A 26,718-nucleotide genomic window follows, 5' to 3' on the forward strand; every position below is an offset into this window, starting at 1 on the left:
CAGTGACGGCAGAACTTCTCGACACCGGTTGCGCTTGGATAATGGGATCAGTTGCTGCGCGCATATTTCACCTCCAGACGACGCATTGTGAAGGGGGTGCCAGTGATGGCAGAACTTCTCGACACCGGTTGCGTCTTGATAATGGGATCAGTTGCTGCGCGCATATTTCACCTCCAGACGACGCACCAGGAAAGAGAGGGTGCCGGTGAGCACCAGATAGAGCAGGGCCACGGTGAACCACACCTCGAACGGGCTGAAGGTGGAGCTCACCACTTCGCGCCCCGCCTTGGTGAGATCCGTGATGGAGATGACCGAGACCAGCGACGAATCCTTGATGAGGTTGATGAACTGGCCGGCCAGGGGCGGCAGTACACGCTTGAAGGCCTGGGGCAGGATCACGTAACGCATGGTCTGGGCCGAAGTCATCCCGAGGCTGCGGCCAGCCTCCATCTGCCCTTTATGGATGGAGCTGATGCCGGCGCGCACGATTTCCGCCACATAGGCACCGGTAAAGACGGCAAGCGCCGCCACCCCGGCGGTGAAGCGATCGAGGTTCAGCACGGTGCCGATGAAAAAATAGACGATGAAGATCTGCACCAGTAGCGGGGTGCCGCGGATGAGTTCCACATAGGTAACCGCCAGGTTGCGCAGGGCCGGATTGGGGGAGAGCCGCGCCAAGCCGGCCAGGGTGCCGAGCAGGATGGCGAACACCCCGGCCACCAGGGAGAGCTTGACCGTGACCCAGACGCCCCAGGCGATGGGGCCGGCGGTCCAGCTCAGTTGAATGTCGAGGGCGTCGCCGCGAAAGACGGTATCCCCTTCGGCGACCTGGGCGCCACGGGTGGCGATGGGTTGGCGCTGGTTGGGGTCGAGATCGTCTTGCAGGAACAGTTTGCCCTTGTCGGCCTCGGTGGTACCGGCAATCACGGTGCCGTCGAACTCGGCATAGTTTTTCTGCTCCGCCTGATAGGCGATGTATTGGGGAATACGCTCCCAGCGCCAGGTGTAGTCAATGGACTGGACCGCTTTATAGATGCCGAATATGGCTGCCAGCACGATCAGCAGAAACACGCCGTGCCAGAGCAGCTGGTTGGGCTGCTTTTCCATCTGTCTTGTCGGTTTGGGGATGTGCACAGTCACAACCTCTTCTCGTTATTGTTGGGGGAGGAGCGGGGTGCGGGGGCGGCATGCCGCCCCCCGGGAGGTTATTTCAGCTGGTTCAGCCAGGTAGTGGATTCGAACCACTTCTTGTAGAGGCGGTCGTAGCTGCCGTCGCCCTTGATCTGGCGCAGGTAGTTGTTGAACCAGTTGAGGGTGTCCTGATCCCCCTTGCGGATGGCCCAGGCCAGCGGTTCGAAGGTGAACGGCTTGTCCAGGTGCACCACGGCTCCCTGATTCTGGGAGGCGAAGATGGCGTTGTAGGGCAGGTCGTAGACAAACGCGTCGACCTTGCCGTTGATCACTTCCAGCTTGGCGTCATCCTGGGTTTCAAACTGCAGCAGGGTGGCTTTGGGGATCAGGCGCTTGACCGCCTGCTCGCCAGTGGTGCCCAGCTTGACCGCGATCTTGTACTTGGGATCGTTCAGATCCTGGAACGACTTGATCTCGCCCGCTTTATCCTTGCGCAGGACGATGGTCTGGCCAACGACTATGTAGGGATCGGCGAAGTTGACCCGCAGGTTGCGCTGGGGGGTGACGGTCATGCCGCCCATGATGACGTCGAACTTGTTGGTCAGCAGGGCCGGGATGATGCCATCCCAGGCGGTGTTGACGAACTCGACCTTGACGCCCATCTCCTTGGCGACCATCTTGGCCAGATCCACGTCAAAGCCGATGTACTGGCCCTGCTTGTTGGTCATCTCGAACGGCTGGTAGCCGGCATCGAAGCCGACTCGCAGCACACCGCGCTCCAGCACGGCATCCAGGGTAGAAGTGGGGGCAGGGGTCGGGGCCGCACTGGCCAGCCCGCAAAACAGCAGGGTAGAAAGAAGCAGTTTTTTGATCATAGTGACGTCTCTGTCGATGTTGTGTTCGGCCTTGAACCTGATCCCGTGCGACTCCGTGGCACAAGAGACTGCTGCATCCGGCAACAGGCAAGACAGGATGAATGTCTTGAGCGGAGCAAAAGCCCCATATGAGATGCTATGAATAACGAAGTGAGTGAAAAATGTACCAAAACCGAATTGTGTCAGAAGACTCAAGAGGTTAGAGGCATTTTTTGCTCATGGCTTCACTCATAAAATCACACAAAAACAACATATCTATCTAAGAGAGTGGGTTCAAGCGCAAAATGTGTTCGAGGGCCATTGAGGCCAAAAGAGGAGACAATTGAACCGCCCTGTCATCATGAAAAGCCTCGATTGAATTCATGCATGGGAGGGCGGGCACAGTGTGAGATTCAGGGGAGGTCGACTTGTGCCACTCTGGGGGCTTGGGCCTTGAGGAAGGGAAGGAGCAGCAAGGCCGAGACCCCGGCGGCCACCGAGATCACCACGAAGAAGCCGTTCCAGTGCCAGATCTCCATCACCTTGGCCAGCGGATAGCCGGAGAGCGCCGCCCCCATGTAGGCGAACAGGCCGACGAAACCGGTGGCCGCTCCCGCCGAATTCTTGTGGGAACACTCCGCTGCCGCCATGCCGATCAGCATCTGGGGGCCGAACACGAAAAAGCCGATGGTGAAGAAGCAGGCCGCCTGCATCACATAGCTGAAGAAGGGCATCAGCCACAGGGATCCCACCGAGAGCAGTATCCCCACCGCGAAGATGAGGTTCATGGGGCCGCGATTGCCGTTGAACAGCTTGTCCGAGCCCCAACCCGCCACCAGGGCGCCGATAAAGCCCCCCACCTCGAACATGGAGATGGCCGAGTTGGCGCTCATCAGATCGAAGCCGCGCTGCTCCGTCATATAGAGGTTGCCCCAGTCGTTGATGGCGGTGCGCACCACATAGACCAGCACGTAGCAGCAGGCGAGCAGCCAGATGTAAGGGTTGCCCAGCACATACTTGCGCAGGATCTGGCGATGGGAGAGACCCGCATCCTGGGTCTGCTGGGCCAGCTCCATGGCATCGCTGCGCCACACGCCCACCGTGGGCAGTCCCATGGCGCTCGGGGTATCCCGCAACCGCCAGCACAAAAACAGCCCGGCCACGATGGCGATGAGGCCGGGCACTATCATGCCGTAGCGCCAGCCATGCTGCAGGGCCAGGGTGCTGACGATGAGCGGGATCAGGGCCCCGCCCACGTTGTGGGCCGTGTTCCACGCAGACCACCAGACCCCGCGTTCGCTGCGCGAATACCAGCTGGTGAGCAGCTTGGAGCAGGGGGGCCAGCCCCAGCCCTGGAAGAAGGCGTTGGCGACCCAGAGGGCGGCGAACAGCCAAAGAGACGACGAGAGGCCGAACAGGATATTGATGACCCCGGTCGCCATCAGCCCCAGTCCCATGAAGTAGCGCGGGTTGGCCCGGTCGCTGATGATGCCGGAAAAGAACTTGGAGCAGCCGTAGGTGATGTAGAACAGGGTCCACATCATGCCGATGTCGGCCTTGTCCAGCATGCCGTTTGCCAGCATGTCCGGCATGGCGAAGTTGAAGCTCTTGCGGGTGAAGTAGAAGACCGCATAGCCCAGATACATGGTCAGCAGCAGGTGCAGCCGCCAGTGGCGATAGGTGGCGTCAATCTCGGCCTGATCGCGCAGAGGTGGCCGGGGCGGCGCACTCTTCATAAAGCTCAGCATGGGACGGCGCTCCGGTGACGGCGGGGGTTAATCATGGGCCTCCTCCCGCCTGCGGCTGGGCAGATTGACGGTGAGCTGGGTGCCGTGGGTGCAGGAGAGTTGCAGGCTGCCCCCCAGTGCCTGGACCCGCTCGCGAATGCCGAGCAGGCCGTAACCCTGCGCGGGGCTAGGCTGGGGCAGGCCGCGGCCGTCGTCCTCCAGCACCAGTTTCAGCAGCTCACCATTTTGGCTGGCGCGAATAGTGACCGAGTGGGCGTTGGCGTGTTTCACCACGTTGTTGAGCCCCTCCTGACAGACCCGAAACAGGGTGACCCGCTGGGCGTCGGAAAGATCGGCGTCGGGCAGCTGCCACTCCAGCCGGGTGACGATGCCGTGGCGATCCAGCTCCAGTTCCCGTAGCAGGGCGCGCACTGCCTGCTCCAGACTCATGTCGTCGAGCTGGCGGGGGCGCAGCCGGCCGAGCAGGGCGCGCACCGCATCATAGATGCCAAGGGACAAGGTCTCGATGAGGGCGCTGCTCTGGCCCACGCCGGCGTTGTCCGGTGCCAGTCGGCGCACTATGCCCGCCTGGGTGCGGATGGCGGTGATGGTCTGGCCGATGTCGTCGTGCAGCTCGCGGGCCACTTCTTTACGGATGCTCTCCTCGGTCTCCAGCAGCCGCTCGGTGAGCTGGCGATTGTGGGCAAGCTGGCGGGTCAGCGCCTGGTTGAGCTCCCGCTGGCGCTGGATGCCGGCGCCGAGCAGCAGGCCGGTGAGGCTCTGGGCCAGCAGGGAGAGCAGCAAGTCCAGCGGATGATCGTGCCAGGCCTGGCTCGCCAGCAGGGCGATGGTGTTCATCAGGGTGGCGAGCAGTGCCCCCTGCCAGCCGTAGCGCCAGGCCATGGCGATGATGGGAATGGCCAGACAAAACGGGGTGAAGCGCACCAGGGAGTTGGGTAGCCCCAGCTGCAACCAGAGGCTCAGCACGAACAGCAGCAGATACCAGATCAGGTGGCGAAAGCGCCAGTCCACCGGCTGATCCACCAGGGCAGGGCCCAGCGGCACCCAGGTGGCACGGGTCAGGTAGTGCCAGATCAGCATGCAGGTGGAGGTGAGGGTCAGGCCGCCAGTCAGGGTGAGCAGCAGGGCGGAGAGGCCATCCTCCCCGGCCAGATGCCAGAGCAGGGATTGCAGCAGGGCTGCGGCGGTGACCGTCGCCAGCAGTAGTAGCAGTTGCTGCCAGTCGTTGCGCACCTGCTGACGGCGGGCGATGAGCAGCGGCAGCAAGGTGATCAGACTGCCTGCCACCAGCCAGGGCCAGTGGGGCAGCCCCACCTCGAGGTTGAGCCAGTAGAGCAGCCCCCCTTCGCACAGCAGGAGCGGCGGCCAGTAAGCAGTGGGGCTTTGCAGCAACAAACCGAGGCGCAGGCCAAAGGGGAACAGCAGCACTGCCAGGGCCGGACCACCCGCCAGGTGCAGGCTGATGCTCCACAGGCAAAACCAGCCGGCAGCAAAGATGAAGCAGGCTGCCAGGGTGATGGCGACGTAGCTGGCCAGCCGCGGGATCACCAGCTGTCCAGCATGCGGTGGGCCAGCTCCACGTTGTTGCTGACCTTGAGTTTGTCCATCAGGTTGGCGCGATGCACGTGCACCGTCTTGGGGGAGAGGCCGAGGCGCTCGGCGATGCTCTTTACCTCCAGCCCCTGGGCCAGCAGCTGGGCTATCTCCCGCTCCCGGTTGGTGAGAGGATCCCGACTGCTGCTGGCGAGCTTCTGGGCGATGTCCGGGGTGAGGTAGCAGCCACCCAGGGCGGCGGTGCGCACCGCGGCGATCAGCTCGTCCGGGCTGCAGCGTTTGGAGAGAAACCCTTTGGCCCCGCTCTGCAGCGCCTGCTCGATGAGGGCCGGACTGTCGTGCACCGACAGCATCACCACGGCGAGGCCGGAGGGCAGTTGCTTGAGCAGCTCCAGCCCGGATTGATCCGGCATGGAGATGTCGCAGACGCAGACCCGGGCGCCGCTGCCGGGCAGACCGGCCAGGGCATCGCTGGCGGAGCCGAATTCGGCGACCACCTGCAGATCGGGCTCCAGATTGAGCAGTTGGGCAAAACCGGATCGGACGATCTGGTGATCGTCGATGAGGGCAATCTTAATCATGATGTCAGCCTGAAATTCGGGGCGTCATGACCATGACGCGGCCAACAAGATACCTGCCCGGCGGGTCAGGCTCAAGCCGCAGTGGGGATGAAGGGAGGAAAACGCCTCTCTGTCGGCGTAAAGCTTGATCGGGATCAGTTGGTGCGGGTGGGTCGCGTTGCCCGGACCCGCACCCGGGGATCAGCGGTGCAGCTCGCCTGCGCGCTCCGGCTGATAGACCACTTCGAGGATCTCCACCTGAATGGTGCGACCGGCAGGGCCGGGCCAGGCGATGCTGTCACCGACTTTCAGCCCGAGCAGGGCGCTGCCGACCGGCGCCAGCACCGAGATGTTGCTCTCGTCCCCTTTGGCATCGCGGGGATAGACCAGATTGAGGCAAAACTCGTTGCCGCTGCTCTGCATCTTGAAGCGCACCGTGCTGTTCATGGTGACCACGTCCGGCGGCATGTCGGCCGGCTCGCGGATCTCGGCGCGATCCAGCTCCTCTTGCAGGGCCAGGTGCTGGGGGTGGTTGCCGAGCAGCTGTTCGATACGATCCAGGTCCAGGCTGGAGATGACGAGATGAGGTTGTTTCATAGGATATTCCTTATCAATGGGTTAAATGACCAGGATGGCAGGCAAGCTGGTCGAAATTCGGATGTCAATGCTGAAAAAAAACAGACGGGAAACACCATGCCCCCTGGCGACTCGCGGCCGAAGGAGCGAGGCGGGGGCTTAACAGGGTGTGAGCAAACAGGGAGAAATAACGAATATTTTCATGTGGATACCATAACCATTCTGATCACCCTTGGCAACCGGATTGGATTATCTGACGGGGGCCTGATAGTGGTACTGCTTGATGATCCGCGCCAGGCTGCCGTCTGCGCGCATCCGGGCCAGGGTAGCCTGCCAGCGCCGCTTCTGTTCGGCAGGAAACGCCTTGTTGGCGGCGACGAACAGGGAAGTGCTCATCAGGGTCTCCCCTCGTACCAGCCGGGCCTCGTCATATCCGCCAAGCTGCTGGTTGTAGAGGATGGTGTTCCAGGCTGCGACCCAGGCATTGATGCGGCCACGATGGAGCTTGTGGGCGTTGAGCACCTCGGTGGCGACCGTCTGGCTCGCGAGATTGAGTCGCTGCCTGAGCAGCGTCTCGCCAAAGGAGTAGCGCAGGGTGCCCACCCGAAGGGCCGGCAGTTCCCGAACCTTGAGGGGGACGGGGTGATGACGGCGATCCGTAACGATGACGAAATCTTCCTCCAGCAGGGGGGCTATCCAGTCATAGAGGTGTTCGCGCCGGGCGCTGCGCACCGGGGGGACGAACAAGACATCCTGGCGATGGCGGGTCTCGGTCAGGGCGCGAGCCAGTGGCATCAGCTCCACGGTCAGCGGCTCCCCCAGGCGACGGGCCGCCTCTTCCATGATTTCGATGACCATGCCGCTGGGGTTGCCCTGTTTGGCACGGATCACATAAGGAGGAAGTTCTGCCGCCACCAGCACGATGGCCTGGGCAGCTGGCGGGATCAGCATCAGCAGCAGGGCGGTAAAGAACAGGCGGGATATACGCATTCATCGAGTGAACCAGGGGGGAATTAATCGAGTGTAACACTCCTGCCTTTGAAAACGTTCCCCCGGCAAGGAGGGATGGGATCTCAGTCGAAGAAATCCCGCAGATCGCGCACCTCGTGATCCGCCAGTTGCCGCCAGGGATACTGGCTCGGCAGTTTGCGCAGGGTCACCTCCATCCGGTAGCTGCGGTAGCCGTCGAGGCTGGCCGACTCCACCACCAGCGGCAGCTGCCAGCGGCTCGACCAGAGGATGCGGGTACGCTGCCTGCCTTCCCGCTTTTCATACCAGCGGGCCTGCCCGGGGGCGGCGTCGTCCAGCGGCGTCATTGTCTGCAGCAGGGCCGGGTCCACCAGATGGCGAATGCGCGCCCAGTCGGGCTTGAAGGCCACCTGGCCATACTCTTCCACCGGCACCTCCACCAGCTGGTTGTGCCAGCCATCGGCGTAGCGCAGCTCAAGCTCACCCGCTTCGGTTCGCGTCACCCAGCGGGCCGCTATCTGGTGGGTAAAGTGCTTGTGACCCGGGTTGGCATCGTGGGCGGCATGATAGGCGCGGGCCAGGGGGAGGGGAATGAGCCGCTGGCTCCACACCTGGTTGCCGACTCGCAGCCAGTTTTCCCGCCATTCGCTCTGTCTGGCGATGCCGTCGTTGCTGGTGACCCTCTCCTGATAGTGGATCCGGGCAGCCAGGTCGGGGATGTCGGCGGCGTGCAGCGAAAATGAGAGGGTGCTGCCAAACAGCCATAAAGGAAGTAACAATCGCATCATGGTCTTTCGCTCGAGAGGAAGGGGCCCGGATGTTGCGTCCGGGCCCCTGCCGCTTACAGGCCGAGCGCCTCCTTGAGCTTGCCGAACACACCAGTGTTGTCGAGCGTCCCCTTGAAGCGGCTGCTGCCGGCGCCATCGGCAAACAGCATCACATCGCCGCCGCCGTGAGTCTCGGAGCCGAGCTTGACCCCGGTCTCCTGCAGGTAGCCGTCCGCCATCACCTGATCGCTGGTGAGGGCCGGGCGCACGTTGGGGCGATTGGGGCCGTTGCCGAACACCAGGGTGGTGAAGGGCTTGCCGTCCGCATCGTTCTGGGTCGAGCCATCGCCGTTCTTGACCAGATCCAGCACAGGGTTGCCCTTGGCGGCGTAGCCGTTGATGGTCATGGTGTGGTCATGGTCGGCGGTGACCACGATCAGGGTATCGTTCAAATCGACCTTGCCCAGCGCCGTCTTGACCGCCTCGTCCAGCGCCACCGCATCGGTAAGGGCGCGCTTGGCGTTGGTACCGTGCAGGGCGTGGTCGATACGTCCCCCTTCCACCATCAGGAAGTAGCCCTGGCTGTTCTGGCTGAGCAGATCGATCGCCTTGGCGGTCATCTCGGACAGGGACGGTTGGGTCGAGGCGCTCCCCTTGGCGACTCTGTCCAGCTCGTAGTCGAGGTGGGAGCTGGCGCTGAACAGCCCCAGTACCTTGCCCGAGTCGACGCCAGCCAGCTCGTTTTTGGTGGTGACATAGCGATAGCCCTGGGCGGTCAGCTCGGCGGTGAGGTCCCGCCCGTCAGCCCGTCCCTTCTTGTTGCTGGTGCTGTCGTAAGGGGTCCAGTGGTTGGCGCCGCCCCCCATCAGCACATCCATCCCGTCCTTGAGGGCGGTATTGAAGCCGCTGCCCCCCGGCACCGCCTGCTCGGCAATGGCGTAGGCCGCATCCCGGTGGCAGATATGGGAGTAAGTGGCCGCCGGCGTGGCATGGGTCAGCTCCGTGGTGGTGACGGCACCGATTGATTTGCCCGCCGCCTTGGCCAGCTCGAGGATGCTCGGCACCGGCTTGCCGTTGTCGCTGGTGCAGTTGTTGATGCCCTTGTTGCCGTTGACGTCCTTGGACGGCGCGACGGCCTTGGTGTCGCTGCTCATGGCGATCACCTCGTTGTTCATCTTGACCCCGGTGGTGTAGGCCGCCATGGAGGGGGCCGAGTCGGTGGTCTGGGCGTCGTTGGAGAAGGTCTTGATGCGGGCGCTGCGGGCCAGCTTCATTATCTCCAGATTGCCCTCTTCCCCCACCTTGTAGAGGCGGGTGGCGGTGAGCACGGTGGGGCCCATGCCGTCACCGATAAACAGGATGACGTTCTTGGCGTCGCTGGCCTGTGCCTGGGCCGCGCCGCCGAGGGCGGCCAGCAGGGCCGTGCTGACGAGGGTTTTTTGCAGTTTTTGTTTCATGGCGCTTTTCATGGGAATGCTCCTTACAGCCCGGCCGCAGCCTTGACCTTGCCGAACACGGCGGTGTTGTCGAGTGAGCCGTGGAAGCTTTCCGCTCCCTGGCCGATGGCGCCGAGGAAGACGTCGGTGCCGCCGTGGGTTTCGTTGCCTATCTCGCCTACCTTGACCACCACCTCCTGGTGATAGTCATTGGCGGAGACGGTGGCGTCGTCCAGCGGCGCCACACTGCTGCGCGGACCATCCACCCGGTTGTAGCCGTTGCCAAAGCCGATGATGGTGTAGGGCATGCTGTCGCTGTCCTTGCTGGGATTGCCAGTCTCGTAGTTCTTCACCAGTCCGAGCACGCCGGGGTTGTCGGCGGTGGTCTTGCCGGTCCGCTTGGCATAACCATTCAGCACCAGCGTGTGGTCATGATCGGCGGTGACCAGGATCAGGGTGTTCTTGAGCTCGGGATCGGTTTTCTTCACCTCGTCAATGGCGGCCTTGATGGCGTTGTCGAAGGCGAGGGTGTCCTGCAGGGCACGCTTGGCGTTGGTGTCGTGCAGGGCATGGTCGATGCGCCCCCCTTCCACCATCAGGAAGTAGCCCTGTTTCTTGTCCTTGAGCTGCTTGATGGCGGCCAGGGTCATCTGGGTCAGGGACGGCTCGCTGGCGGGTCGGTCCAGGTCATATTTCATGTGGCTTGAGCCAAACAGCCCCAGCAGCGGCTTGCTCGCATCGGCCTGGTTCAGCTCGTCCAGATTGCCGGCAAACTGGTAGCCCTTGGCCTTCATCTCGTCGATGAGGTTGCGGCCATCCTCGCGCTTGCCCTTGTCGGCCTTGGGCAAGAAGAAGCTGCTGCCGCCGCCGAGTACCACGTCCACCCCCTCTTTGAGAGCGCTGTTGTAACCGGCGCCGCCAGGTACCAGCTGGGCGGCGATGTCCGCTTCCAGATCCCGGTTGCAGAGGTGGGCGTAGGTGGCGGCCGGGGTGGCGTGGGTCACCCGGGTGGTGGTGACCACGCCGGTGCCGCGACCGGCGGCCTTGGCCAGCTCCAGCAAGGTGGTGACCGGCTTGCCGGCGCTCTTGCTGCAGTCGTTCTCCTGGGTGGCATCGCCGTCCATGCTGATGACACCGTTGTTGCTCTTGACCCCGGTCATGTAGGCGGACATGGAGGGGGCCGAGTCGGTCACCTGGGCGTCGTGGGAGAAGGTCTTGATGAAGGCCGTCTCCGGCAGGGTATCGATGGTGAGGCTGCCCTCTTCACCGACGCCGTAGATGCGGGCAGCGGTCAGGGTGTTGAGACCCATGCCGTCGCCGAGGAAGAAGATCACGTTCTTGGCACCGGGCTCGGGCGCACTGCTGTCGTTGTTGGAGTTGCAGCCGGCGGCCAGGGCGGCGCCGATCATCAATGCAAGTCCTGCCATCTTTCTCATTGGGGTTCGCTCCTTGTAAAACCTGAGCGCAGCCTAGAGGTCGCAGATGACACTTTTAGTGAAACTGGATGACAATCCGATGAAAGTGTTGCGTGAATGTTATGTTGTATCAATCACTTATCTATCAATAACCGAGACTGGCCACATCGGCTGACGAGGGGAGGGGGCGGGCGAAAATCTGGCCGGTTTGCCGGCTGGCGGCTAGAATGGCCTGTCAAATCGGGGCGGGTACAGGTAAAATGCGCCCCCTTGCGACGCCCTGCGTCCGCCATCGCCCGCCGCTCGCGCCACCGCAAGCCCGCGCCCGCAGTCCCTAGATGAGAGTAACGGATATGTCCATCAACTGGTTTCCCGGCCACATGCACAAGGCCCGCAAAGAGATTGCCGAGGTCATGCCCCAGGTCGATGTCATCATAGAGATGCTCGACGCCCGCATCCCCTTCTCCAGCGAAAACCCGCTGGTGCCCGAGCTGCGCGGCGATACTCCGGTGATCAAGGTGCTCAACAAGGCGGACCTCGCCGACCCCGAGATCACCGCGCTGTGGGTGGCCCACATGGAACAGGAGAAGGGGATAAAGGCGCTGCCCCTGACCCAGCAGGAGCCGGAGAAGATCAAGCAGCTGCTGACCCTCTGCCACGAGATGCTGCCGGAGCGCAATCTGGAGCTGCGCGGCGTGCGCGCCATGATCATGGGTATTCCCAACGTGGGTAAATCCACCCTGATCAACACCCTGGCGGGGCGCATCATCGCCCGTACCGGCAACGAGGCGGGGGTGACCAAGTCCCAGCAGCGGATCAAGCTCGACAACAACGTCATCCTGACCGACACCCCGGGCTTCTTGTGGCCCAAACTCAACCCGCCCTCCTGCGGTTATCGGCTGGCCATCACGGCCGCCATCAAGGATACCGTCTATGACTACGCGGACATCGCCATGTTCGCCGCTGACTACTTCCTCAAGGCCTATCCGGAGCGGATCCAGGCGCGCTATCAGATTGACGTGCTGCCCGAGACCGAGATCGAACTGCTGGATCTCATTGCCCGTCAGCGCGGCTTCATGCGCAAGGGGGGGTTGTCGGATCTGCACAAGGCGTCCGAGATCCTGGTCAACGAGTTCCGCTCTGGCCTGCTGGGCCGCATCTCGCTGGAGACCCCGCAGATGGTGAGCAGCGAAATCGTGGAGGCCGATGCCGAGGCCGAACAGAAGGCCAAGGAGAAGGCGGAGCGGGAAGAGGAGCGCCAGGCGAGGGCCCGCCGCAAGTACGCCAAGAAGCGTCAGCGATAACCGGCGTTGCGCTCGGTATCAAGAAGAGGCGGCCCAAGGGTCGCCTCTTCTTGTTATGGCGTTCAGGACTGAGGAAAGGCAAAGAGGCTGATTATCAACCGTCCATGTCCTCGCCATTGCGGCCAAAGTGCCTGTTAACCAAAGGGATAAGACTGATATTGAGTATGCTATTCCATGCAGCAAAGGCTGCGCGCAGCAAAACTTTGCCGTCGCTCGTTTAGCGCCGATTGACAATGGAATTGGCAATGGCATGATGCGCTCGCATTTTGACTCTCCTCACGGTTTTTCCCATGAATACATACTCCCGGCCAGTGCTGTTGTTGCTCTGTGGCTTACTGCTGCTGACCCTCTCCATCGCGGTGTTGAACACCCTGGTACCACTCTGGCTCGCCCATGAGCAGCTGCCGACCTGGCAGGTGGGCATGGTCGGTTCCTCCTATTTCAGCGGCAACCTGCTGGGGACCTTGCTGGCGGGCACCTTGATCAGGCGCTTCGGCTTCAACCGCAGCTACTACCTGGCCTCCGCCCTCTTTGCTGCCAGCTGTGTCGGGCTCGGCATTACCCTTGGTTTCTGGAGCTGGCTCACCTGGCGATTTATCGCCGGCATCGGCTGCGCCATGATCTGGGTGGTGGTGGAGAGCGCATTGATGTGCAGTGGCAATGCGCACAATCGGGGACGCCTGCTGGCTGCCTACATGATGATCTATTACCTGGGAACCGTGCTCGGGCAGCTGCTGGTCAGCAAGCTGTCGACTGGCCTGATGGATGTGCTGCCCTGGGCGACCGGGCTGGTATTGGCGGCTATCCTGCCGCTGTTGTTCACCCGCATTGTCAATGACGGCAACGACGCGCAGGAAACAACCCGGGTCTGGCCCATGTTGCGGCTGCGTCAGGCACGGCTCGGGGTCGATGGCTGCATCATCTCCGGCATCGTGCTGGGATCGCTCTACGGCCTGATGCCGCTCTACCTGAACCATCAGGGGGTGAGCGATGCCGGTATTGGTTACTGGATGGCGGTGATGGTGAGTGCCGGCATCCTTGGGCAGTGGCCGGTGGGCCGGCTGGCGGACAGGTTCGGCCGCCTGCCGGTGCTGCGGGTGCAGGTGCTGGTGGTGATCCTGGGGTGCGGGGCCATGCTAGGCGGCGTGGCGATGGGGCCGGCGCTGTTCATCCTGGGCGCCGCCGGTTTCACCCTCTATCCGGTGGCCATGGCGTGGGCCTGCGAGAAGGTCGAGCACCATCAGCTGGTGGCCATGAACCAGGCGCTGCTGCTGAGCTACACCATCGGCAGTCTGCTCGGTCCGGCCTATACCGCGCTCCTGATGCAGCACCTTTCGGACAATCTGCTGTTCATCATGATCGCCGGCGTGTCGTGCGTTTATCTGCTGATGTTGCTGCGCCCCATGGGGAAACACTCGACACCGGTGGCCCACGCCTGAACTGTGATCGGCAGCAGGGCAGACACAATCCTGTCTGCCAGGTGACGGGTTCAATGCGGTTGCCATGCAGCCCAATACAAAAGGCAGCCCGAGGCCGCCTCTTGTATTGGAAACTGTGGTTACCAGCAACGGGCAAGTGCAAAGGAACGCTAGCCGTAGCGCTTTTTCGCCTCTTCGAACAAGGACATATGCAGCGGGATCAGCTGTTGCCAGTCACGCCGGTAGCCGCCACCGGGAACGGCGGCAATGGGTAGACCATGTTGCCGGGCGCAGTCGAATACCATGGCATCGCGCTGGCGCACCCCCTCATCACTCAAGGAGAGATAGCCGAGTTCGTCGGCATGATGCACGTCCACCCCGGCCTGATAGAGAATGAGGTCGGGGGCGTAGAGCCGCAGCGCCAGATTGAGCGCCTCTGCCAGCGTGGTGAGGTAGGCATCGTCCTCCATGCCGCTTGGCAGGGCAAAGTCCATGTGGGAGGCGGGCTTGTGGCGGGGAAAGTTGTGCTCCCCGTGCAGGGAGAGGGTGATGATGTCGCGCCGACCCGTACAGAGTGCCGCGCTGCCATCCCCCTGATGCACATCGAGATCGATGATCAGCACCTGTTCGCAGCGCCCCTCGTCCAGACAGGTCTGGGCGGCGATCACCAGATCGTTGAACAGGCAAAAGCCGCTGCCAACGTCCCGGTGGGCGTGGTGATAGCCACCGGAGATCTGCAGGCCGCAACCTTGCGCGAGGGCGTGTCGGCTGGCGGCAAGGGTGGCGCCCACCGAGCGCAAGGTGCGTTCAATGAGCATGGGGGACCAGGGGAAGCCGAGCTGGCGAATGGCGCCCGCATCCAGGGTGCCGGCGAGGGCCGCTTCCACATAGGCCGCATCGTGCACTCTCTCTATCTGGGTGCGACTGGCGGGCGCGGCCTCTGCCAGCGGATAACCCAGGTTTCCCAGCTGTTCGAACAGCGCCTGGTATTTGGCCAGCGGAAAGCGATGGCGCTCTGGCAGGGCCAGGGCGGAGTAGAGGGGATGATGGAAGATGCGCAGTGACATGACGCCGGGGCCTTGTGAGCAGATATGAAAAAGGGGAGCCAGGCTCCCCTTGTCATGCCCGATAATTCGGGACGAACAGATGCAATTACTGCTGCTGGATCACCCAGATCTGGAAGGCTTTGCGGGTCTCCGCATCGGCCTTGTTGTACCAGTTTTGCAGCTGGGTCAGGGCTTCCGGATTGCTCATGGCCTTGCTCGGGGCGACCTGAACCGGGGCGCTGTTGGCGGCCATCACGGCGGCGGTGGAAATCGCCACTGTCTTGGGCTGGTTGAACGCCTTGCCCATGTTGATCAGCTCCTGCTGATAGTCGCGGGTCAGCTGGAAGCCTTCCACTTTCGGCATCACAAACTGCTCGCTGGCAACGACTTGACCACTGGCCTTGTCTTTCAGCACCACCTTCTGATCCTTGGTGAACTGTTTGGCGTCGGTCTCGTTGCGGGGCTTCTTGTAATCCAGCACCAGCTGCTGGTTGTCGGCAGCGGTAAAGTTGATCACCAGCGGCTCGGCAGTGACCAGCTTGATCTCGTTGCGGCTGGAGAAGTTGCCTTCAAAGGCGATCACTAGTTGGTGCTTGCCAGCAGAGAGCGGGAAGCTATTGGTCTTGTCGAGCAACTTGGGATTGATGGACTGGCCATCGATCAGTTGAACCACGTAGGGGTTGGTGACTTCCAATTGGGCATCGGCCAGGGCACTACCTGCCCATAACAGACCAGCCAGCGCTGGCACCAGAACAGTCAGTTTCATCTCATCTCCTTGAACAGTCAGGCGTTTGCCCACTGAAAACAGGGGCTCATTCTTGCAGGTTTGGCCCATGGCGGCAATTGCTCTTTCAATTGCACTTTATTGTGGTGAGCCTTCATCCCATTACCGGCTTTATTATCAACAGCAGAGGCGAGCTCTAGTCGATGCGTCGCTTGAACGGAGGGAGGGCATCCAGCAGCCCCTTGCCATAACGCTTGGTCAGCAGGCGACGATCAAGGATGGTGACCCGCCCACGATCCGCCTCCTTGCGGATCAGACGACCACAGGCCTGGATCAGTTTGCGAGAGGCTTCAGGCACCGTCAGCTGCAGGAAGGGGTTGCCCCCCCGCTGTTCGACCCACTCGGCCGTGGCCTCCTCGACCGGTGAATTGGGGACCGCGAAGGGGAGCTTGGTGATCACCAGGTTGGTGAGGTAGTGGCCCGGCAGATCCAGCCCTTCCGAGAAGCTGCCGGTGCCAAACAGTATGCTGGCTTGTCCCCCGTCGCATTTCTGCCTGTGCAGGGTGAGCAGGGCGTGGCGGGAGGCTTCCCCCTGTACCAGCAGTGACAGCCCCTTGGCCCGCAGACCCTGCGCTACTTCATTCATTTGTCGGTAGGAAGAGAAGAGCACCAGGCTTGCCTCCTTACCTGCCAGCAAGCGTGGCAAGGTATCGATCAACTCCTGGGTAAAGGCCGGGGAGTTGGGCTCGTGGGCCATCTTTGGCAAATAGAGCTCGGCTTTCTGGTAATCAAACGGGGATCGCAGCCGCAGATAGCGGGTACCGTCATGCTCCTTGAGCCCCACCTGATGGCGAAAATAGCTGAAGGAGGAGAGGGCTGTGAGGGTAGCAGAGACCAGCACGGCTCCCAGGCATTTGGACCAGAGCCACTCCTCCAGCAGGTAGCCCACCTCGATGGGGGAGGCATGCAGCCAGATATCGCCATCCTCGCTCCTGGCCATCCAGCGGGCGAGGGGAGTCTTGCCTGTTGGCGTATGGCGGCTAAGCATCTCCCACAGGGCGCAAAAGTTTTCCAGCCGCTGCAGGTGAAAACCACTCTCGGCCAACAGAGGTTCGGCCTCCTTGCGGCGGATCTCGCCATCCTTCAGGGCTTCGCCAATGGCGCCCTGCAGCCGATCCAGTGCCCGCAGCGCCTTCTTGCTCGACTCCTTCAGATTCTCCGCCAGCATGGGCAGAGGATCCGGCAAGATGCCGTCACTGAAGCGGTAATGGGGCTCGCTGCCAAATAACCGATCGTTGGCAGCCAGCCACTGCTCGACGGCTTTCAAGTCGGGCTGGATGGAGGCGAGGGCATCCTGCAATTTCAGTTGCGGGTCGAGCAGGCTCTCCTTGTTCAGGGTTCGCCCCAGCTTGCCGGCGCTTTGCACCAGTTTTTCCAGCCAGCGGCGTGAACCCTTCACGCTGGCACTGGCGGCGCCGTGATCCCGGGCTATGGTGGGTAGGTGATGGGCCTCGTCCAGCACATAGAGACACTCGTCGGGTGGCGGCAATATGATGCCGCCCCCCATGGTGAGGTCGGAGAGCAGCAAGGCGTGGTTGACCACCAGCACGTCAGCCGTATCCATGTCATTGCGGGCACGATGAAAGGGGCAGTGTTGATGGTGACTGAGCGCCTTGTTGCAGGTATGGCGGTCGGCGGCAATGCGATCCCAGCAGGGATCCGGGATAGGATCGGGCCAGTTATCCCTGTCTCCGTCCCATTTGCCATGGGTATAGGCCTGCCACAGGGCCTGGTAGCGATCCTTGTCTGCATCCGACGGTTTGTGCTTGCTGAGCGCGGTGAAGTCGAATTCGAAGTTGGCCATCTCGCTGCCACTCGCCGCCTGCTCCAGCAGATGTTCGCAGCAGTAGCGCTGGCGTCCCTTGACCAACATGAAACGAAACGGCAGTTCGCTATGTCGATGGTAAAAAGGGAGGTCCTTGTGGATCAACTGTTCCTGCAAGGCCACGGTGGCGGTAGAGATCACCAGTTTTTTCTGGGTCAGACGGGCCACCGGGATGGCTCCCTGGGCATAGGAAAGAGATTTGCCGATACCGGTACCCGCCTCGGCCACCAGAATACGGCGCTGCTTGTCATACTCTCCGGTCAGGGTCTTGGCGATTTCCGCCACCAGGAAATTCTGCTCCTTGCGGGGCATGAAACCGGGTAATCCATCGGCAATCTGGCGATAGGTATGGCGAATGGTCGCTTTGAGGCGAGTTGACAACATAAGGAAGAGGCCAGTCAGGAGATCAATTGAAGAGGTAGGATACCTGTAACGCACTGTCGGGGTCGAGATGGAGGCCATGATCACGGCTTTTTCGTGCAGATCAGACCACTTTGGTTGTTTATCAGGCAGTTAAACGACATAGCCTGTGAAACAAGCTACTCGAGACCAAAAATACAGCAAAATGGGTTGTAAACGTTTTCCTTTTGTGGGTAGGCAATATGGGACCTGGCTCACATTTTTCCCTCGGTGACCATGATTTCCATAAAAAGTTCCAAGTTTTTTCATTGCGGTTCAGAAATCTGGGTGCTAGTCTCGGCGCCATAGTGATGCAAAGTACATCGCTAACACAGGGAATAACAACGACTTAGTGTTTAATTACAGTAGGCATTGGAAACTATGAAAAAGACAATTCTGGCTATTGCCATCCCGGCTCTGTTTGCATCCGCCGCTAACGCTGCAGTGATCTATGACAAAGACGGTACCCAGTTCGACGTATACGGTCGTGTTCAGGCTAACTACTACGGTGATACCAACGAAGCTGATTCCACCGCTGCGTCTGGTTACAAAGATGTCGATGCTGAGCTGATTGGTTCTTCCCGTCTGGGTTGGTCCGGCAAAGTTGCCCTGAACGACACCTGGTCCGGTATTGCCAAGACCGAGTGGCAAGTAGCGGCTGAAAACTCTGACGACACCAAATTCAAAGCTCGTCACATCTATGCAGGTTTTGATGGTTCTCAGTACGGTAAGATCATCTTCGGTCAAACCGATACCGCTTTCTACGACGTGCTGGAAGCCACCGATATCTTCAACGAGTGGGGCAGCCGCGGTAACTACTACGATGGTCGTCAAGAAGGTCAGATCATCTACTCCAACAGCTTCGGCGGTTTCACTGGTAAAGTGTCTTACCAGACCAACGACGATGAATTCGTTGTTAGCAGCGATGCTGGTGGTGAAATCAAAGAAGTTGTTCTCGCCAATGTTAAGCGTAAGAACGCTTATGCCACCACCCTGGGTTACAAATTCGACTTCGGTCTGGGCCTGAATGCTGGTTACGCATACTCTGACCTGGAAGGCAAGAATACCCTGGCTCAAGAAGATGGCAAGAAAGAAGAGTGGGCTGTTAGCGCCAACTACAGCATCGCTGGCTTCTACTTTGCCGGTATGTACACCGATGGTGAAATCAAGAACAAAACCACTGGTGAAAAAGTTGATGGTAAAGGCTACGAGTTCGCAGCTTCTTACAACGTAGACGCATGGACCTTCCTGGCTGGTTACAACTACGCTGAAGCTCGTGAGACCGGTTTCGAGTACGAAGATGTTGTTCAAGACACTCTGCTGGGTGTTCAGTACGCCTTCACTCCGAAGCTGAAAGCTTACACCGAGTACCGTATCGACGGCATCAAAGATGCTGACGACAAGTGGACTGTTGCTCTGCAGTACAACTTCTAAGTTGTATTTGCATGAAGTCCTAGCTTGAGTCTCTGACTTGACGCTTAAATGGCCAGACTGTTCAGTCTGGCCATTTTCATTTCTACTACCCCGATACGGCCCAGAACCCTTCTGATTCCTGTCCCTGATGACCTCACCATTTATTCCGATATGCCCCTGGACGTTTTCTAAGGTGGCTTCCGTTGTTTCCTTATGCTGTTCCATCACGCGAAATAGGCCTTCAGCATGTCAGGATTTAGTTGACCACTACAGAGTCTCGTTATCGGCTGTGAGAGTTACCCATGCTGGTGTAAATAGAAGCTGTAGCTGACAGAGTGAGGGGCTAGGTTTACAGATATTGGGGTCAGGCAGCAGGAGGAGAAGCCTGGTAAAACAGGATTGGGAATACGGACAAGTTCTTATCAGGAAGAGGGCCTGCTGGGATTACTGGGCGGGAGAAAAGAGGGAAGGCTCTGCCTTCCCTCTTTTATGTATGCTAGATGACAAACCGGGCTTAGCCGTGGTGACGGCGGTCGTTGGCCTGGGCCAGCAGGGTGCGGCTTTCCCTCAGGAACTGCTGCGCATGTTCGCCGAAGAAGCCGGATACCTGGCTGAAGGCATCGATAAAGCCGGCCCTGTCCCCTTGCTCCAGCAACCCCAGCACCTCACCGAAGTTCTGGTAGTAGCGGCGGATCATCGCCAGGTTCTGCGGTGACGACAAAATGATGTCGGCATAGAGATGCGGATCCTGGGCAAACAGCCGCCCCACCATGGCCAGTTCCAGCCGGTAGATAGGGGAGCTTAAATTCAGCAAACGGTCGATGTTGGCCTGCTCGCGGGAGAGATGCCAGCCATAGGCGAAGGTGGCAAAGTGGCGCAGTGCCTGGATGAGGGTCATGGCCTCGTCGTGGGCTTTGGCCTCAACCTGCTGCAGACGGGCTCCCCAGATGGTCATCTGATCCAGCAGCCACTGGCTTGCGGCAGCGTTGCGCCCCTGACAGCAGACGATCACCTGCTTGGCGAGGCTCGCCACATCCGGCCCGAACATGGGGTGCAGTCCCAGCACAGGGCCCTTGTGCACCGCCAGCATGTGTTCAAGCGGCGCCTCCTTCACGCTGGTAACATCCACCAGCAGGCTGCGGGCGGGCAGGTTGCCGAGCCGGTCGATGACCTGGCAGGTGATGTCGATGGGCACCGCCACCATCACCAGTCCCGCATCGGCGAGGATTTCGTCAGCTCGCGGCCAGTCTTCCTGCTCGAGGGTCTCGACCCGATAGCCAGAGAGGCTGAACAGATTGCCGAACAGGCGGCCAAGCTGGCCTTGACCGCCGATGATGACCACCTTGCCAAGGTCCGGCTTCATGCACTTGAAGTGGTGCTCCTTGTCGCTGGCGGATTCCAGAATATAGGATTCGCGCATCACCCGGCGCAGCACGTCTTCGATGAGATCGCCGGGCACCCCCAGTGTTTCGGCCTCGGCTCGGCGGCGAGCCAGCATGCTTGCCTCCCGATCCGGGGCATAGATGGGCAGGCCGTGCCGGCTCTTCACTTCTCCCACTTCCCCCACCAGGGCAAGACGGGCAGCCAGCAGATCGATCAGCTGTTTGTCTACCGCATCTATCTTGTCCCTGAGGGCATTCAACTCTTCAGCCATATCCGGTCCCTGTCGGCGCCGCTGGCTGCGACGCCCTGTGATTCAAGAGGTTACAACAAGATACCACGACTCAGGAGGCGGTTCTGCCTTTGAGTGGCGCCGCCAGCTGGCTGTGGCAACGGGCCAGCAGATCGGCCGTAGTGTCCCAGTCGATGCAGGCATCTGTGATGGAGACCCCATAGCGCATCTCGCACTTGGGCTGCTCGCTCGACTGGTTGCCCTCGAACAGGTTGGATTCAAGCATCACCCCGATGATGGAGCGGTTGCCCTCCTGGATTTGGTGGATCACGTTGTCGGCCACCTTGGGCTGCAGACGGTGATCCTTGCTGGAGTTGCCGTGGCTGCAATCCACCACCAGGCCGGGCAGCAGGCCCGCTTTTTCCAGCGCCTCTTCCGCCAGCGACACATTGACCGAATCGTAGTTGGGGTGCTTGCCGCCGCGCAGGATCACGTGGCCATCCGGGTTGCCCTGGGTCTGCAGCAGGGCGACCTGGCCCTGCTGGTTGATCCCCATGAAGGCGTGGGGGCTGGAGGCCGCCTGCAGGGCATTGATGGCGGTGCCCAGGTTGCCGTCGGTGCCATTCTTGAAGCCGACCGGCATGGAGAGGCCGGACGCCATCTCCCTGTGGGTCTGGGATTCTGTTGTGCGGGCACCGATAGCCGACCAGGAGAAGAGCTCCGCCAGGTATTGCGGGCTGATGGGGTCGAGGGCCTCGGTCGCCAGCGGCAGCTCCAGCTCGGCGAGCCAGCAGAGCAGCTCGCGGGCCCGGTGCAGCCCCAGCTCCACGTCGAAGGTGCCGTCCAGATTCGGGTCGTTGATAAAGCCCTTCCAGCCCACCGTAGTGCGCGGCTTCTCAAAGTAGACCCGCATGACAATGTAGAGAGAGTCCTGATAGGCATCATGGAGCGCCTTGAGCCGGGTGGCGTACTCCTTGGCGGCGTCCATGTCGTGGATGGAGCAGGGGCCGCAGATCACCAGCAGACGGTGATCGCGACGGTGGATGATGTCGGCGATGGTGTTGCGGGCACCTTGCACGAATGCCAGCGCGCGCTCGGAGATGGGCAGTTTCTCCTTGAGCTGGGCCGGGGTGATCATCACTTGCTCGGACTGGATATGGATGTTGTTCAGGGGATCTCGGTGCATGGCGGCTTCTCTCTACTGGGTGTCGCATATTGATTCTGGATCCGGGTTGCCACTGGGTGATGCATCATCGCATCGTCAGCAAACCAAGAGAGAGGTGTGAATATTTAATTACACTGTCCACTTCTTGTTACGGATTGCTGCCCACCATAGCAAGGAATGGCAAACAAGCAAGTGAAAAGCGCGCTTTTACGCTACAAAAGTATCTAAGTAAAAATCAGATAGCGTTAAATGGAATGAAAAAGAGAGATTAAAGGTAGGTGGAATATGATTTTGTAAACTTATAATTACAATTGGTGCTCCGACCTGATGGTCAGGCAGAGAAACGGGGGGCGAAGGCCCCCCGTCACAAACCAGATCTGTTAAGCCCTGCTTATACCGTCACGGTCACCTTGGCGGCGCCAGCGACCCGCTGGCTGCGCGCCAGCGCGTCCAGCATCTCCTTGGTCACCAGCACAATCCCTTGCGGCGAGCGATAGAAGCGGCGGGCATCTTCATCGGCATTCTCACCGATCACCATGCCTTGCGGCAGCTTGCACCCCTTGTCGACAACCACCCGGCGCAGACGGCAACCCGAGCCAATCTCCACACCCGGGAAGATCACCGCCTGATCCAGGGTGCAGAAGGAGTCGACCCGCACATTGGTGAACAGCACCGAACTCACGATAAAAGAGCCGCTGACGATGGTGCCGCCGGCAAACATGGAGTTGATGGCCATGCCGTGCTGGCCATTTCTGTCCTGCACGAACTTGGCAGGAGGCGTCATGTTCTGGCTGGTCCAGATGGGCCACTCCTGATCGTAGATATCCAGCTCCGGGGTGACGGAGGCGAGATCCATGTTGGCTTCCCAGAAGGAATCCAGGGTACCCACGTCGCGCCAGTAGGGGCGCTTTTGCGGGCAGCAGCCGACGCAGGACATGCCAAACGGGTGGGCATAGGCGGTGCCCTCCTCAACGACCCGCGGGATCACGTCCATGCCGAAGTCGTGGTGGGAGTGTTCGTTGGCGATGTCCTCTTCCAGCAGTTGGTAGAGATAGTCGGCGTCAAAGATATAGATCCCCATGGACGCCAGCGCCGTGTCGGGCTTGTCCGGCATGGCTGGCGGGTTGAGGGGTTTTTCCACGAAGGCGTTGATCTTGCGATCCTCATCGATGGCCATTACCCCGAAGGCGCTGGCTTCGCTGCGGGGCACCTCGATGCAGGCTACCGTGACCTTTGCACCCTGATTGACGTGATCGAGCAGCATGGCGGCGTAATCCATCTTGTAGATGTGATCCCCGGCCAGCACCACCACATATTTGGGGGCGTGATCACGGATGATGTCCAGATTCTGGTAGACCGCATCCGCGGTGCCGCGATACCAGTGCACCTCGTCTACCCGTTGCTGGGCGGGCAGCAGATCGATGAATTCATTCATCTGGTAGCGTAAAAAGGACCAGCCGGATTGCAGGTGGCGCAACAGGCTGTGGGACTTGTACTGGGTCACCACGCCAACCCGGCGAATGCCGGAGTTGATGCAGTTGGACAACACGAAATCGATGATGCGGAATTTGCCGCCAAAATGGACTGCCGGTTTTGCCCGGTTATCGGTCAACTGCTTGAGGCGACTGCCCCGCCCTCCTGCGAGCACCAACGCCATGGTCTCGTTCAGCAACTGTCTGGATCTTGCAGTATTGGCAGGTTGTAACAACATCTTCTATCCCTTTGTGGCTAACTTATCCTGATAATGCCTCTTTTGAGACCCAATGAAAGTGCTTTCAATCACAGAACATTCGTCGTGACGATTATTAAGTGACTTTGTTGTCAGTAATGTGATGTGCCGAGGGGGTAATCAGACTTTCAAGAGTCAGACGGGATGGCAAAGGGAAGGGGGAAAGAAGGATGGCCCCTGCCAGCGGTGGCAGGGGCGCTGGGGTTATGCCTCCTGAGGCAGAGGCTCCGCCTGTTTCTGATACGCCTGGGGTGTCAGTCCCAGCAGCTCCTGCACCGTCGATGCGACCGTGATGGAGGAGATGGTTCCTACCAGGATGCCGATAAACAAGATGAAGGAGAAGCCGTAGAGGGCATCCCCCCCGAACAGCAGCAGGGCGCCCACGGTGAAGAGGGTGGTGCCCGAGGTGATCATGGTGCGGCTGAAGGTGGCCTTGATGGCGACATCGGAACACTCATGAATGTTCATCCTGGTGCGGGAGCTCAGCAGATCCCGCAGCCGATCCGAGATGACGATGCTGTCGTTCAGCGAATAACCGATCACCGCCATCAAGCCCGCGATCACATTGAGATCAAACTCGATGTTGCATAGCGCCAGCAGCCCAAGCGCGACGATGGCATCGTGCACCACCGAGAGCAGGATGCCGATGGCTTGACGCCACTCGAAGCGAAACGCCAGATAGGCCGACATGGCCACCGAGGCTACCAGCACCGCCAGCATCCCTTGCTGGAATAGCTCGGCCCCCACCTGCGGGCCAACGATGGTGGTGCGCAAGAGCTCGACCGGCATGCCGAGTTGTTCCCCCAGCAGGGCGGCGAGCTCGGGGGCGGCCCAGGGCAGCTCGTGGGGCGGCAGCTTGATGAGCCACTCCCCCGGCACGCCCGCTGAGCTCAGCTCCAGCGCGCCGGCCAGCGGGGAGGTCAGCATGGCGTTGAGCTCATGGGCCTCTTTCAGGGTCTGGATGTGAAACTCCAGCAGGATCCCGCCGGTAAAATCGAGCCCAAGGGTGAGGCCGTTCATCAGCAGGATGGCGATGCTGGCCAGGGTCAGCAGGATGGAGGCCCACAGACCGATGTAGCGCCAACGGGTCAGGCCCATGGCAACAATCATTCTCAACATGTTGTTTCTCCTGGCCACCGAAGTGGCCTTGCTCGCGCAGGCGGACCTGCGCGAGATAAAAAGGGTGGCCGGCCTTGGTGCCGGCTGGTTGCGAAGCTACCTGAGAGGGCGCTGGCCCATCAGACCCTGAGGGTGCGCTCGCGGCTGCGTCCCCACAGGGGATTGATGATGGCGCGGGTGCCCCAGATCCCGGTGATCATGCTGGAGACGAGCCCCAGGATGAGGGTGATGGAGAAGCCCTGCAGCGGTCCGGAGCCGATGGAGTAGAGCACCACGGCGCAGATCAGGGTGGTGATGTTGGCATCGAAGATGGTGCGAAATGCCGAGCGATAGCCGAAATCGATGGCATTGGCGAGGCTGCCACCTTCACGCAGCCTATCCCTGATCCGCTCGAAGATGAGCACATGGGTATCCACCGCCATGCCCACGGTCAGCACCAGGCCGGCGATCCCCGGCAACGTCAGTACGGCGCCCGGCAGTACCGCCAGCATGCCGACCTGCATCAACAGGTTGCCAATGAGCGCCGTGATGGCCACCCAGCCGAACTTGCGATACCAGGCCATCATGAACAGCATCATGCCCGCCATGCCAAAAGCCAGGGCGGTGAAGCCCGCCTCGATGTTCTGCATGCCGAGGGTCGGCCCTATGCTGCGCTCTTCCAGGATCTTCAGCGGCGCGGTGAGGGCGCCGGCCCGCAGCAGCATGGCCAGCTCTTGTGCCTCGGGCATGCTGGCAAGGCCTGTGATGCGGAACTGGTTGCCAAGGGCCGTCTGGATGGTGGCGACGTTGATCACCTCGCTGTGGGCTCTCAGGTGCCCCTGGGCATTGGTCTTGTACTCGGTGAAGACGGTGGCCATCGCCTTGCCCACGTGCTGGCGGCTGAACTGGTTCATCTTGCTGCCCCCCAGAGTGTCGAGCACGATATTGACCTGGGGTTGACCCATCTCCCCCATGCTGGCGCGGGCGTCGACGATATGCTCGCCGGTCAGCACCGGCTTGCGTGCCATGGGGATGGCCTGCCCGTGGCGATCGGACATATAGAAGTGGCTGTCTACCTTGGTTTCGTAGAAAGCCAGGGAGGCGGTGGCCCCGATCACCTCTTTGGCCTGCTTGGGATTGTGCACCCCGGGCAGCTCGATGCGGATGCCCTCCTGCCCCTGGCGCTGGACCGAGGCCTCGACGATGCCGAGCTCGTTGATCCGTTTTTTCAGGATCGACAGGTTCTGGGTCACGGCGTTGTTGACCAGCAGGGTACGCTCGGCCTCGCTCAACACCAGGCGCAGCTCGTTGCCGCTGCGGGTGAGCTGCCACTGCCCTTGCAAGGTACCGGCACTCTCCTTGACGATGGTGAGCCAGGGGGCCTGCTCGGCCGCCTCCGGCAGGGTCACGATCACGGTGCCCTGCTCGCTTCGCATCACGTTGGCGCCGCGCAGATGGGCATCACGAAAGCGGCTGCGCAGGGAGTCCACCAGATTGTTGGTCTGGGCGTCGATGACGAAATTGACGTCGACCCCGATCAGCAGCTGGGAGCCACCGCGCAAGTCCAGCCCGAGTTTGATGGGGGAGGCGCCGAGCCAGCTGATCCAGCCGGGGGCGTTGGAGTGAAACTCCAGGGTCAGGGCGGCGCTGTCGACTCCCTGCTGCTCCAGCAACTGCTTGGCTCTTTGCTGTTCTTGCTGGGTGGCAAACACCAGCTCGACCTTGTCTTGCTGCTGCACCGTCTTGACCGGCGCGATCCGGCTCTCGGCCAGCAGTTGATGTTGACTGACGGTCAAGGCCGCTTGTCCGTGCAGGCCGAGGGAGGGCTGCTCACCGAAGAAGGTGGGCAGGGAGTAAAAGGTAAAGGTGAACAGCATCAGCAGCAGCAGTGCGTACTGCCACCTGCTCATGCGGT

22 protein-coding genes are annotated in these 26,718 nt (G+C 60.9%); 4 read left to right on the forward strand and 18 right to left on the reverse strand.

Annotated elements, in window-relative coordinates:
* Positions 1–147: 147 nt before the first annotated feature.
* The 10 genes from LA321_RS13675 to LA321_RS13720 all read right to left on the reverse strand — a co-directional run bounded on the left by LA321_RS13675 (position 148) and on the right by LA321_RS13720 (position 11,031).
* Positions 148–1,107, reverse strand: coding sequence for an amino acid ABC transporter permease (locus tag LA321_RS13675; protein WP_026457278.1), 960 nt, complete (start codon positions 1,105–1,107; stop codon positions 148–150).
* A gap of 98 nt (positions 1,108–1,205) precedes the next feature.
* Positions 1,206–2,006: a transporter substrate-binding domain-containing protein gene (locus tag LA321_RS13680; RefSeq protein ID WP_026457279.1), complete on the reverse strand. Its 801-nt coding sequence runs from the start codon at positions 2,004–2,006 to the stop codon at positions 1,206–1,208.
* Between the two features lie 392 nt (positions 2,007–2,398).
* Positions 2,399–3,733: an MFS transporter gene (gene uhpC / locus LA321_RS13685; protein WP_042071950.1), complete on the reverse strand. Its 1,335-nt coding sequence runs from the start codon at positions 3,731–3,733 to the stop codon at positions 2,399–2,401.
* A gap of 27 nt (positions 3,734–3,760) precedes the next feature.
* Positions 3,761–5,281: a signal transduction histidine-protein kinase/phosphatase UhpB gene (gene uhpB / locus LA321_RS13690; RefSeq protein WP_042071949.1), complete on the reverse strand. Its 1,521-nt coding sequence runs from the start codon at positions 5,279–5,281 to the stop codon at positions 3,761–3,763.
* Positions 5,278–5,868, reverse strand: coding sequence for a transcriptional regulator UhpA (gene uhpA / locus LA321_RS13695; RefSeq protein ID WP_042025474.1), 591 nt, complete (start codon positions 5,866–5,868; stop codon positions 5,278–5,280). Before uhpA ends, uhpB begins: the two co-directional genes overlap by 4 nt.
* 180 nt (positions 5,869–6,048) lie before the next feature.
* A complete protein-coding gene (rnk, locus tag LA321_RS13700; RefSeq protein ID WP_026456481.1) occupies positions 6,049–6,444 on the reverse strand; it encodes a nucleoside diphosphate kinase regulator in 396 nt (131 codons plus the stop codon).
* A gap of 228 nt (positions 6,445–6,672) precedes the next feature.
* The gene (locus tag LA321_RS13705; protein ID WP_042071948.1) at positions 6,673–7,413 is read right to left on the reverse strand and encodes a substrate-binding periplasmic protein; all 741 of its coding nucleotides are present in this window, start codon (positions 7,411–7,413) and stop codon (positions 6,673–6,675) included.
* Between the two features lie 83 nt (positions 7,414–7,496).
* On the reverse strand, positions 7,497–8,180 hold the full coding sequence (locus LA321_RS13710) for a hypothetical protein (RefSeq protein WP_042071946.1): 684 nt from the start codon (positions 8,178–8,180) through the stop codon (positions 7,497–7,499).
* A 53-nt stretch (positions 8,181–8,233) separates the two neighbouring features.
* Positions 8,234–9,628, reverse strand: coding sequence for an alkaline phosphatase (locus tag LA321_RS13715; RefSeq protein ID WP_042071945.1), 1,395 nt, complete (start codon positions 9,626–9,628; stop codon positions 8,234–8,236).
* 11 nt (positions 9,629–9,639) lie between these two features.
* A complete protein-coding gene (locus LA321_RS13720; protein ID WP_042071944.1) occupies positions 9,640–11,031 on the reverse strand; it encodes an alkaline phosphatase in 1,392 nt (463 codons plus the stop codon).
* A gap of 332 nt (positions 11,032–11,363) precedes the next feature.
* On the opposite strand from LA321_RS13720, the gene ylqF reads away from it, so the two are divergent.
* Entirely contained in the window at positions 11,364–12,314 is a 951-nt protein-coding gene (gene ylqF / locus LA321_RS13725) for a ribosome biogenesis GTPase YlqF (RefSeq protein WP_042071942.1), read from the forward strand.
* 290 nt (positions 12,315–12,604) lie between these two features.
* Positions 12,605–13,753 (forward strand): MFS transporter, encoded by a 1,149-nt coding sequence (locus LA321_RS13730; RefSeq protein WP_042071941.1) that lies wholly within the window; start codon positions 12,605–12,607, stop codon positions 13,751–13,753.
* A gap of 149 nt (positions 13,754–13,902) precedes the next feature.
* Here LA321_RS13730 and LA321_RS13735 read toward each other — a convergent pair whose 3' ends face one another.
* The 3 genes from LA321_RS13735 to dinG all read right to left on the reverse strand — a co-directional run bounded on the left by LA321_RS13735 (position 13,903) and on the right by dinG (position 17,771).
* Complete coding sequence (locus tag LA321_RS13735) at positions 13,903–14,799, reverse strand: histone deacetylase family protein (protein WP_042071939.1); 897 nt, start codon at positions 14,797–14,799, stop codon at positions 13,903–13,905.
* An 85-nt stretch (positions 14,800–14,884) separates the two neighbouring features.
* Positions 14,885–15,544, reverse strand: coding sequence for a YccT family protein (locus LA321_RS13740; protein WP_026458057.1), 660 nt, complete (start codon positions 15,542–15,544; stop codon positions 14,885–14,887).
* A 154-nt stretch (positions 15,545–15,698) separates the two neighbouring features.
* The gene (dinG, locus tag LA321_RS13745) at positions 15,699–17,771 is read right to left on the reverse strand and encodes an ATP-dependent DNA helicase DinG (RefSeq protein ID WP_042071938.1); all 2,073 of its coding nucleotides are present in this window, start codon (positions 17,769–17,771) and stop codon (positions 15,699–15,701) included.
* Positions 17,772–18,167: 396 nt separating this feature from the next.
* Here dinG and LA321_RS13750 point away from each other — a divergent pair, with 396 nt between their 5' ends.
* A complete protein-coding gene (locus tag LA321_RS13750) occupies positions 18,168–19,220 on the forward strand; it encodes a porin (RefSeq protein WP_026458453.1) in 1,053 nt (350 codons plus the stop codon).
* 493 nt (positions 19,221–19,713) lie between these two features.
* On the opposite strand, the gene tyrA is transcribed toward LA321_RS13750, so the two are convergent.
* The 4 genes from tyrA to secF form a co-directional block, all read right to left on the reverse strand.
* Positions 19,714–20,853, reverse strand: coding sequence for a bifunctional chorismate mutase/prephenate dehydrogenase (gene tyrA, locus LA321_RS13755; protein ID WP_042071937.1), 1,140 nt, complete (start codon positions 20,851–20,853; stop codon positions 19,714–19,716).
* Between the two features lie 70 nt (positions 20,854–20,923).
* Positions 20,924–21,997 (reverse strand): 3-deoxy-7-phosphoheptulonate synthase, encoded by a 1,074-nt coding sequence (locus LA321_RS13760; RefSeq protein WP_042071935.1) that lies wholly within the window; start codon positions 21,995–21,997, stop codon positions 20,924–20,926.
* Positions 21,998–22,367: 370 nt separating this feature from the next.
* Complete coding sequence (glgC, locus tag LA321_RS13765) at positions 22,368–23,687, reverse strand: glucose-1-phosphate adenylyltransferase (protein WP_042071933.1); 1,320 nt, start codon at positions 23,685–23,687, stop codon at positions 22,368–22,370.
* A 222-nt stretch (positions 23,688–23,909) separates the two neighbouring features.
* Positions 23,910–24,824: a protein translocase subunit SecF gene (secF, locus tag LA321_RS13770; RefSeq protein WP_209418310.1), complete on the reverse strand. Its 915-nt coding sequence runs from the start codon at positions 24,822–24,824 to the stop codon at positions 23,910–23,912.
* Here secF and LA321_RS13775 point away from each other — a divergent pair.
* Positions 24,802–24,954 carry a hypothetical protein gene (locus tag LA321_RS13775; protein WP_156476414.1) on the forward strand — a complete coding sequence of 51 codons (153 nt, stop codon included), beginning with the start codon at positions 24,802–24,804 and terminating at the stop codon, positions 24,952–24,954. The two genes, secF and LA321_RS13775, sit on opposite strands and share 23 nt — an antisense overlap.
* On the opposite strand, the gene secD is transcribed toward LA321_RS13775, so the two are convergent.
* Positions 24,944–26,713, reverse strand: coding sequence for a protein translocase subunit SecD (secD, locus tag LA321_RS13780; RefSeq protein WP_407929455.1), 1,770 nt, complete (start codon positions 26,711–26,713; stop codon positions 24,944–24,946). The two genes, LA321_RS13775 and secD, sit on opposite strands and share 11 nt — an antisense overlap.
* Positions 26,714–26,718: the final 5 nt, after the last annotated feature.

It is taken from the genome of Aeromonas enteropelogenes (genome assembly GCF_020097295.1).
Classification (GTDB): domain Bacteria; phylum Pseudomonadota; class Gammaproteobacteria; order Enterobacterales; family Aeromonadaceae; genus Aeromonas; species Aeromonas enteropelogenes.